The sequence below is a fragment of the Marinomonas sp. AWM4_232 genome, assembly GCF_056158325.1.
Genome location: NZ_JBSWTA010000020.1, coordinates 1 through 8,278 on the forward strand (window position 1 = coordinate 1; position 8,278 = coordinate 8,278).

Consider the following 8,278-nt stretch of genomic DNA (forward strand, 5'->3'; position numbering starts at 1 on the left):
ACTTTATTAGCACTTCTTGTAGATGGTCTTCAAGCAGAGCGTGAGCAAGGTATTACCATTGACGTTGCTTATCGTTACTTCTCAACAGCAAAACGTAAGTTCATTATTGCTGATACACCAGGACATGAGCAGTACACGCGTAACATGGTAACCGGCGCATCAACCAGTGATGTGGCGATTATCTTAGTTGATGCGCGTTACGGCGTACAAGTACAAACTAAGCGTCATAGCTTTATCTGTGACTCATTAGGTATTAAGCAGTTTGTTGTTGCTATCAACAAGATGGATATCGTCGATTTCGATGAAACCGTATACGAAAAAATCAAAGCCGACTACCTTAAGTTTGCAGATCAACTAAACGTTACTAATATCAAGTTTGTGCCTATGTCAGCACTAAAAGGTGACAACGTAGTTACACGCTCAGAGCACACACCTTATTACACAGATAAACCACTGCTTGAGTTACTTGAAGACTCACCAGCGGCTGAAATTGATAACGGGTTTGAAGCGCGTCTTCCGGTGCAATATGTAGTACGCCCTAACTTAGACTTCCGTGGCTTCCAAGGCACTCTAACGTCTGGCAAGTTCAGCGTGGGTGATGCTGTAAAAGTATTACCATCAGGTAAAAGCTCAAGCATCAAAGAGGTTGTGACTTTCGATGGCAACTTAGATACCGCTGAAGCAGGCCAAGCAATCACTTTAACGTTAAACGACGAAATTGATATCAGCCGTGGCGATGTAATTGTACCAGCCGCTCTCTAAAGCTGCTGTCAAACGCGGCGGGCAACGAAACCGTATTCAAGCTAAATTAGTATGGATGCATGAAGCACCGTTAGTTTTAGGTAAAAGCTATAACTTTAAGTTAGGGCAGCAAAAACACCTCGGCAGTGGTAAGAAAAATCGATCACACGATTGATGTAAATACCCGTGATGCATGGTCAAGCAGACTCATTACAACTTAACGAAATTGCGATTGTAACCTTAGAGCTTACAGGAACAGTTTTGGCCTGATGAGTACGACAACAACCATGAAACAGGTGCGTTCATCCTTGATATTGACCGCCTATCAAACCTGTCCACCGTTGCGGCAGGTATGATTGAGCAATTACTTAGCACTGAAGAACAACAAAGTAGCTTTAGCGACTTTGAAGTTGAGTTTAACGCTTTAGTTCGCAAGCACTTCCCTCATTGGCAAGCGCTTGATATAACTAAGCTTAAGTAACTCACTATTCGCCTGTTATAGGAAGTAAAAAGCATGTATCAACAGCTGGTATTAACAGGCATTATGCTGGTATTAGTGGGGTGCCTTTTTGGCACTCGACTAAAACCTGCATGGTTATTTGTCGGCGCCATCGGGATTAGTTATTTAGCAGGGCTAATAAGCCTTGAAGATATGCTAATTAACTATGCAAACCCTTCTTTAATCACTCTTATTCTACTTGTACTCGTTTCGATTGCTGTAGAAAAAACCACGTTAGTGCAAAAGCTTGCTCAGTCTCTTTCGAAAGGCAGCCTGACAAGTTCGGTGACCAAGCTTGGTTTATCAACCGCCTTTTTATCATCATTTACCAATAATACTGCGGTAGTGGCATCGCTGATCAGTGCGATAAAAAGAAAGCCCAACACATTCACCGTCTAAACTTTTATTGCCTTTATCATACACCGCCATTTTAGGTGGCACGATACACCCTGATTGGCACCTCAACCAATTTAATTGTTAATGGCTTTGCCGTTGAAGCGGGCATGGAGCCGCTTGGCTTTTTTGATTTTACCTTGATTGGCTTAGGCGCACTGAGCGTTGGCCTTATCACTATTTTAGCGGAACGCTCAAGTATTTACCAGATAACGGTAAAAACGACCAAGAAGTAGTGCCCTTTTACCTAGAAGGTAAAGTAGAAGCAGGCTCAAAACTCATTGGTAAAAGTGTTGAGGAAATTGGCCTTCGTGAATTAAAAGACTTGTTCTTAGCCGAAATAATTCGTGGTGATAAACGTATTTGTGCGGTTACCCCAAAACAAGTTATCAAAGAAGGTGACGTACTACTTTTTGTAGGTGATATAAAGTCAGTACCTCTGCTCACCCAATTTGACGGCTTAAAAGTTGTGCACGACAAACAATGAGAAAGACGTTGAGCACTTAGTTGAAGTTGTTGTTAGCCATTCTTCCAAAATACATTGGTAAAACAATTAAAGAAGTTCGCTTTCGTGAACAATTTCATGCTGCCGTTATTGCTATTCGCCGCGGCCATGACCGTTTACAAGGTGGTTTGGGTAAAGTTCAGTTGCAAGCTGGTGACTCGCTGGTCTGATCGCTAGCGCCTGGCAAAGAGTTTTACTCGCTACCTAATTTAAAACGTGAGTTCGTTTATATTTCAGGCCTTGATTTACAAACCCATTTAAAACCTAAGCAATCAAATATTGTGTTAGCAAGTTTTGCAGCCGTATTGGGGTTAAGTATTGTCGGCCTCGTTCCCTTAGTGAAAGGCCTACTCGTTCTTCTTATCGGTTTAATGCTAACGGGTACAATCAAGCTAAGTGAAGTAAAACGTCGTTTTCCAATTGAGTTACTCGCAGTAGTGGGTAGTGCTATTGGCCTTGCCAAACTCAGTGATAGGCACAGGCCTTGCCGGTGAAATTTCATCAGCCATGTTATACGTATTAGGTGATTTTGGGCCTTACGGGGCATTTATCGCAATATTCTTGATGACGGTTTTGTTTACCGAACTCATTACCAATAATGCCGCTGCCGCGCTTTCATTTCCGGTAGCGTATGCACTCGCCGTTGGTTTTGATGTATCACCGTTGCCTTTTATTATGGCTGTCGCATTTGGTGCATCAGCGAGTTTCATTTCGCCATTTGGTTATCAAACTAACTTGATGGTTTACAGCGCGGGAAATTACCGCCTTAAAGATTACATTGCCATGGGCTTACCTTTATCGATTATTTACTCGATTACGGTTTTAACACTCATACCGCTGGTATTCCCATTTCAATAACGAGAGTAAAGACAATGGATGAAAATATCGTTTGGCATAATTACGCCATTAGCAAATCACAGCGTAGTGAGCAAAAAAAGCATAAGCCTGCCATTCTATGGTTCACTGGTTTTTCAGGCTCAGGCAAAAGCACTGTTGCTAACGCACTAGAAAGCGCATTAAACCATTTAGGCGTTCACACCTACCTACTCGATGGCGACAACGTGCGTCATGGCTTGTGTAAAGATCTTGGCTTTACTGATGCAGACCGCGTGGAAAACATTCGCCGCGTTGGTGAAACTGCAAAGCTAATGGTCGATGCTGGTCTTGTGGTATTAACCGCATTTATTTCGCCATTCCAAAGCGAACGCGATATGGTAAGAAACTTAGTAGAGGATGGTGAGTTTATTGAGGTATTTTTAGATACCCCGCTCGACGTGTGTGAAACGCGCGACCCTAAAGGGCTGTATAAAAAAGCGCGCGCAGGTGAAATTAAGCACTTCACTGGTATCGACTCAGACTATCAAATCCCTACATCGCCAGAAATTAAAATCGATACCAGTAAAAACACCCTAGACCAATCGGTGCAAGAGCTGGTAGCGTATTTAAAACAACAGCAAATTATAGGTTAAGTCATGAATCAAACGGAACTGCTAGAAGAAATCTTACTCCTCGCACGCCAAGCCGGCAGTGCAATAATGGGGATTTACGAAAAGGACTTTAATGTTGAGTACAAAGCTGATGAAAGCCCAGTGACCGACGCCGACCTAGCAGCTCACAAAGTGATTGTGAATGGCTTACAACATCTCACCCCTGATGTACCAATTCTAAGTGAAGAAAGCGCTGATATTAGCCTGGGATATTCGTCAAACTTGGCAGCGCTACTGGTTAGTAGACCCAATTGATGGCACCAAAGAGTTCATCAAAAAAAATGGCGAGTTCACAGTAAATATTGCCTTGATTGAAAAAGGTAAACCAGTATTAGCTGTTGTCGATGCACCGGCATTAGGTGTGTCGTATATTGCCGCAGAAGCAATTGGTGCCTTTAAAGATAAAGGTGATGAGCGCATTGAACTTAAGGTAACCCGTAAACCAAATAAAGGGCATATCCGTGTTGTCGGCAGCCGTTCACACCCTTCTCCTGATCTAGCTGAATTTGTAAAACAGTTTGAAGATGTAGAAATGGTTTCAAAAGGGCAGCTCGCTAAAACTTTGTCTTGTTGCCGAAGGTAGTGCTGATATATACCCACGCCTAGGCCCAACCTGTGAGTGGGATACCGGAGCAGGTCATGCGATTGCCGAAATAGCAGGCGCAATGGTTAGCAAACTCGATGGCAGCCCACTACTGTATAACAGTAAAGAAGAGTATCTGAATCCGTATTTTGTCGTATCGGCATTACAGAACTAAAAGCATTCCGTTAAATATCGTAGGCTGGGTAGAGCGTAGCGAAACCCAGCGTCAACTTAATAAATTCATACCCATCTCACCATAGTGTCTGATTAATTTCATACTCAGAATTTCAATTCACTATCTGTAAGATTACATCAATTTAATTATAAGCTTCCTAAAAGTTTATTATTAGTATGCTTTAACCCAAGAAGTAAAACCCCTAGTACTATTCCACCTTACATATACAAACATTAATTAAATTTATGCAATCAATAAAACACCGTAAGACCAACAAAATATAAATTACCTCATTGAAGTTTTGATAAATAAATGGATAATTATAGGGACACGAGTTTTAACAAGGAATGATATATGCTCGGATTAATTCGCTACATAGTCGAGCTATGCCCTGAAGTAAATGGCCAGCTTTTTGAAAATGGAACCCCTCTTGCAAATCAGCTTGTAGAGAGAAGCTTAACCTATGATGACGAAGAACTAGATAGTGTTTACACCGATGATAATGGTTACTTCAAATTCCCTGCAAAATCTTTAAAGTCCCGTAAACCTGGGAGTATTTTTCATGAACCCGTGGTTAGAATAATCATAGATTTAGAGAAAGATGGCCAGATTTATAACCTATGGATTGGGTTTCAGCATGGGTTAAAAACTCCTATTGAATTTAAAAAGTGTTTAGCTAACTTGAATGCTGATTTATCGAATGAAGAATTAAAACACCATTTAATAAACCCTAAAGATTCATTAGACGAGCACTTTATTAAAAGCATCGCTCGGTGGGAAAAACAAAATTAAAAGGATTTTCAATGGCAACTTTAACACCAATTCTGTGTGCAGAATTAGCAAAGATTTCTTATGATATAAAAATACCGGACCGAAGAGGCCGGTATGAAATAATTACCTCAAACTCTTTGGAAAACATATTTTCATTCGATCTATCAAGAGGCCCTGTTAAGGGAATATCAGGCGGAGCAATGGCTCACGCTAGTGGCCATCAAACCGGTTTTGTACTTGTTGGAAAAGGCACATCTCCTACAGGGCGGATGAACCCATTCAAAAATGATTTAGTACTGGCTATTCGTGGAACAGCTTCTTTGTACGATGTTTCAACCGATCTGAAGAGCAAATTTAAGTGTGTTTGAGGGCGGTCATAGTGTCCATGCTGGTTTCAATTCTGTATTCGAAACGCTAAAACTACAACTAGCTCCAGTGATTAAAGAGCTAAAACCTTTAGCGACTGTTCATTGTGTAGGACATAGCCTAGGTGGTGCGATTGCGTCATTAGTCGCTGATTGGGCTAAACGATGCTTTAACGTTAACGTCAAACTGTACACATTTGGAGCACCAAAAGTTGGCTTAACAAATTTTGCATTAAGCACGACTAATACCTTAGAACCTCACAATATATATCGCTGCGTCAATGGTGGTGATATTGTGCCTATGGTACCCTTCTGGCCGTTTATGCAAGCTCCTTACAATGCCCCTGAATATAGAATGGATAGTACCCAACTTATCATTCCATGGCATCACGTAATGAAGTTTTATACCCGAAACTCGCAAAAGCAAACCTGGGAAAGTATTAATAAGCGAGTTACTTTCAATCCTTTTAATAGAGTTGTATTAAGTGCTAGCCATGCGGTTCAAGTGCAGCCATCAATTTATTGGATGAATCGTTTGAGTGAAGCTCTTATGACTGTATTACGCCAAGCTAAACTAGGCTGTCTTAATGCTTTACAAAATGGTGTCGCTAATGGCTTAAGTTTGTATGACAGAATTGCCGTGATTCTCGCTAACAATCAATTTCATACTGTAGACTTGTCTGGGCCGATAAATGGATTACTTGCATGTATGCTTGCATTTGCTGGATATGCGAAGGCGAAAATAAAAGAGTTAACTGTTGAGTTCATCAAATGGGTATTTGAACAAACCCTAAAGATGGTGAATAAAGTTGCACAAAGAGCTCTCTCTTTCGTAGCGTAGGCATTTTAAGATGTATCATCAGACCAAACTTTTAGGCATATTTTAGTTTACAAAAGGAATAACCATGACGACTGTTGAAAAAGCAATTGAAGCCGGCTACGAGGCCCAAATTAGCGCACTTTATAAAGCCCTTTCACAAGGAGTGCTTGCCGCTAATGGCGATGAAAGTGAAATCACTGCAGCTGAGGCACGTTTTAAGAAAGGTTTAGCATTTGCCGCAGATATTAAAGCTCGCGCACTTGCAGCAGCAGAATAAATACCACAACTGGGCTTTATAAATAAGCCCAACTTTCTTCTTTTGTAAGTCTCTCCTTACAGCATAGTTATTTAAATACAACGCTAAAACATGCATTCTAAGTCGCTTTTCTATATGCTGCGCGACAATTATTATTCTAATAGTGGAGTGCTAATGAACACACATCAAGATGCTATGCCGTATGATGCATCGACAACAAGTAGTAACTCAAAATGGAATCTTCATGACACCCAATGGGTATTAAGTTTATTTGGCACCGCAGTCGGTGCAGGGATTTTATTCTTACCAATTAATATCGGTATCGGCGGATTTTGGCCTTTGATTATCATGGCATGCCTTGCCTTTCCGATGACTTACTTAGCTCACAGAGGCTTAGCCCGATTTGTTTTATCATCAAAACAGCCTAAAGCAGACTTTACCGATGTAGTAGAAGAACACTTTGGCATTAACACCGGGCGCTTAATCTCTTTACTGTATTTTCTCTCTATCTTCCCTATTTTACTTATTTACGGTGTAGGATTGACCAACACTGTTGATAGCTTTATCGTTAATCAACTAGGTATGGAATCACCACCACGCGTACTGTTATCTGGTGTACTCGTTGGCGGTATGATCAGTTTAATGCTTGGTGGCGAAGCACTGATGTTACGTGCTTTTGCAATCCTTGTTTATCCGCTTGTCGCTATCTTGTTTTTCTTATCGATTTACCTGATCCCAAGCTGGCAAATGCCAGATGTGTCTGTCCCTGAGTTTTCAGGCTTTATGAAAACACTTTGGTTATCAATACCTATCATTGTATTCTCATTTAGCCACGCAGCTGCGATCTCAAGCTTTGTGCATGTACAACGTGCTCACTACGGCAATAATGCTAAAATGAAGTCAGAAGCAATTCTAAAGCGTACTAGCCTACTATTAATCGTGTTTGTTTTACTGTTTGTATTCTCGTGTGTGCTGTCACTATCTACTGAACAAATGGTACAAGCAAAAGCTGATAACGTGTCTATCTTGTCATTCCTTGCCAATATTACAGATAACTCGTTTATTGCGACCTCTAGGGCCATTAGTTGCCTTTATCGCGATTACGTCTTCATTCTTAGGTCACTTCTTAGGTGCCCGTGAGAGCTTCAACGGCCTTGTTAGTAAGCAAGCCCATATGAACCCTAAACTCGTTGATAAGATTGGCACTGTTATCATGTTCTTTGCTATTTGGTATTGCTCGGTGATCAACCCAAGTATTTTAGACATGATGGATCAGCTGTCAGGCCCTATCATCGCCATGATCCTTTTCATCATGCCAATGATTGCCGTTTATAAAGTACCTAGCTTACACAAATACAGAAACCGCTTAAGCACACTGTTCGTATTAACAGTTGGCTCTCTAGCCGTATTTGCGCTTATCTACAGCATGATTATTAAGTAATCCCATCATTGCTAGATATAGAAGCCCAGCCGGGAAACCGGCTGGGCTCTTTTGTTACGCGAGATGTGAGAGTGGAGTTAGCGAGAGTAAAGTTAGCGAGGGGAAAGTTGAAAGAGTAAAGTTTGGAAGTCTGGAGTAGGTTGGGTAGAGCGAAGTGAAACCCGACACAGAGCTATCAGCTTTCAGCTGTCAGCTATCAGTCAGGTGCTGATCTCTTGACACTGCACGAGGAACTTAACCTT

General features: G+C 41.3%; 17 protein-coding genes. All 17 read left to right on the forward strand.

What is annotated here, in order from left to right:
• A partial coding sequence (locus ACXAC1_RS20365) for a sulfate adenylyltransferase subunit 1 (RefSeq protein ID WP_475064077.1) occupies positions 1-762 on the forward strand: 762 nt, incomplete at its 5' end.
• A 331-nt stretch (positions 763-1,093) separates the two neighbouring features.
• Positions 1,094-1,222, forward strand: a complete 129-nt coding sequence (locus ACXAC1_RS20370; protein WP_475064079.1) for a hypothetical protein — start codon at positions 1,094-1,096, stop codon at positions 1,220-1,222.
• 33 nt (positions 1,223-1,255) lie between these two features.
• Positions 1,256-1,639 (forward strand): SLC13 family permease, encoded by a 384-nt coding sequence (locus ACXAC1_RS20375; RefSeq protein WP_475064080.1) that lies wholly within the window; start codon positions 1,256-1,258, stop codon positions 1,637-1,639.
• 35 nt (positions 1,640-1,674) lie between these two features.
• On the forward strand, positions 1,675-1,869 hold the full coding sequence (locus ACXAC1_RS20380) for a hypothetical protein (protein ID WP_475064082.1): 195 nt from the start codon (positions 1,675-1,677) through the stop codon (positions 1,867-1,869).
• Positions 1,869-2,120, forward strand: coding sequence for a cation:proton antiporter regulatory subunit (locus ACXAC1_RS20385; protein WP_475064084.1), 252 nt, complete (start codon positions 1,869-1,871; stop codon positions 2,118-2,120). Before ACXAC1_RS20380 ends, ACXAC1_RS20385 begins: the two co-directional genes overlap by 1 nt.
• A 20-nt stretch (positions 2,121-2,140) precedes the next feature.
• Positions 2,141-2,308: a TrkA C-terminal domain-containing protein gene (locus tag ACXAC1_RS20390; protein WP_475064086.1), complete on the forward strand. Its 168-nt coding sequence runs from the start codon at positions 2,141-2,143 to the stop codon at positions 2,306-2,308.
• A 280-nt stretch (positions 2,309-2,588) separates the two neighbouring features.
• Positions 2,589-2,996, forward strand: coding sequence for an SLC13 family permease (locus ACXAC1_RS20395; RefSeq protein ID WP_475064087.1), 408 nt, complete (start codon positions 2,589-2,591; stop codon positions 2,994-2,996).
• 14 nt (positions 2,997-3,010) lie between these two features.
• Positions 3,011-3,607 (forward strand): adenylyl-sulfate kinase, encoded by a 597-nt coding sequence (gene cysC / locus ACXAC1_RS20400; RefSeq protein ID WP_475064088.1) that lies wholly within the window; start codon positions 3,011-3,013, stop codon positions 3,605-3,607.
• Positions 3,608-3,610: 3 nt separating this feature from the next.
• Positions 3,611-3,880: an inositol monophosphatase family protein gene (locus ACXAC1_RS20405; protein ID WP_475064090.1), complete on the forward strand. Its 270-nt coding sequence runs from the start codon at positions 3,611-3,613 to the stop codon at positions 3,878-3,880.
• Positions 3,807-4,208: a 3'(2'),5'-bisphosphate nucleotidase CysQ family protein gene (locus ACXAC1_RS20410; RefSeq protein WP_475064091.1), complete on the forward strand. Its 402-nt coding sequence runs from the start codon at positions 3,807-3,809 to the stop codon at positions 4,206-4,208. Before ACXAC1_RS20405 ends, ACXAC1_RS20410 begins: the two co-directional genes overlap by 74 nt.
• Positions 4,209-4,215: 7 nt before the next feature.
• On the forward strand, positions 4,216-4,383 hold the full coding sequence (locus ACXAC1_RS20415) for a hypothetical protein (protein WP_475064098.1): 168 nt from the start codon (positions 4,216-4,218) through the stop codon (positions 4,381-4,383).
• Positions 4,384-4,737: 354 nt separating this feature from the next.
• The gene (locus tag ACXAC1_RS20420) at positions 4,738-5,175 is read left to right on the forward strand and encodes a DUF6795 domain-containing protein (RefSeq protein WP_206004238.1); all 438 of its coding nucleotides are present in this window, start codon (positions 4,738-4,740) and stop codon (positions 5,173-5,175) included.
• A gap of 11 nt (positions 5,176-5,186) precedes the next feature.
• Positions 5,187-5,522, forward strand: coding sequence for a hypothetical protein (locus tag ACXAC1_RS20425; RefSeq protein WP_475064092.1), 336 nt, complete (start codon positions 5,187-5,189; stop codon positions 5,520-5,522).
• The gene (locus ACXAC1_RS20430; protein ID WP_475064094.1) at positions 5,515-6,360 is read left to right on the forward strand and encodes a lipase family protein; all 846 of its coding nucleotides are present in this window, start codon (positions 5,515-5,517) and stop codon (positions 6,358-6,360) included. Before ACXAC1_RS20425 ends, ACXAC1_RS20430 begins: the two co-directional genes overlap by 8 nt.
• 64 nt (positions 6,361-6,424) lie before the next feature.
• Positions 6,425-6,616, forward strand: coding sequence for a hypothetical protein (locus ACXAC1_RS20435; RefSeq protein WP_055022144.1), 192 nt, complete (start codon positions 6,425-6,427; stop codon positions 6,614-6,616).
• 153 nt (positions 6,617-6,769) lie between these two features.
• A complete protein-coding gene (locus tag ACXAC1_RS20440) occupies positions 6,770-7,735 on the forward strand; it encodes an SLC5/6 family protein (protein WP_475064095.1) in 966 nt (321 codons plus the stop codon).
• 34 nt (positions 7,736-7,769) lie between these two features.
• Positions 7,770-8,036 carry a hypothetical protein gene (locus ACXAC1_RS20445; RefSeq protein WP_475064096.1) on the forward strand — a complete coding sequence of 89 codons (267 nt, stop codon included), beginning with the start codon at positions 7,770-7,772 and terminating at the stop codon, positions 8,034-8,036.
• Positions 8,037-8,278: the final 242 nt, after the last annotated feature.

Coding starts and splice junctions, on each gene's coding strand:
- ACXAC1_RS20370 (WP_475064079.1), top strand. CDS start 1,094: ATGATTGAGCAATTACTTAGCACTGAAGAACAACAAAGTAGCTTTAGC.
- ACXAC1_RS20375 (WP_475064080.1), top strand. CDS start 1,256: ATGTATCAACAGCTGGTATTAACAGGCATTATGCTGGTATTAGTGGGG.
- cysC (WP_475064088.1), top strand. CDS start 3,011: ATGGATGAAAATATCGTTTGGCATAATTACGCCATTAGCAAATCACAG.
- ACXAC1_RS20405 (WP_475064090.1), top strand. CDS start 3,611: ATGAATCAAACGGAACTGCTAGAAGAAATCTTACTCCTCGCACGCCAA.
- ACXAC1_RS20420 (WP_206004238.1), top strand. CDS start 4,738: ATGCTCGGATTAATTCGCTACATAGTCGAGCTATGCCCTGAAGTAAAT.
- ACXAC1_RS20425 (WP_475064092.1), top strand. CDS start 5,187: ATGGCAACTTTAACACCAATTCTGTGTGCAGAATTAGCAAAGATTTCT.
- ACXAC1_RS20435 (WP_055022144.1), top strand. CDS start 6,425: ATGACGACTGTTGAAAAAGCAATTGAAGCCGGCTACGAGGCCCAAATT.
- ACXAC1_RS20440 (WP_475064095.1), top strand. CDS start 6,770: ATGAACACACATCAAGATGCTATGCCGTATGATGCATCGACAACAAGT.
- ACXAC1_RS20445 (WP_475064096.1), top strand. CDS start 7,770: ATGAACCCTAAACTCGTTGATAAGATTGGCACTGTTATCATGTTCTTT.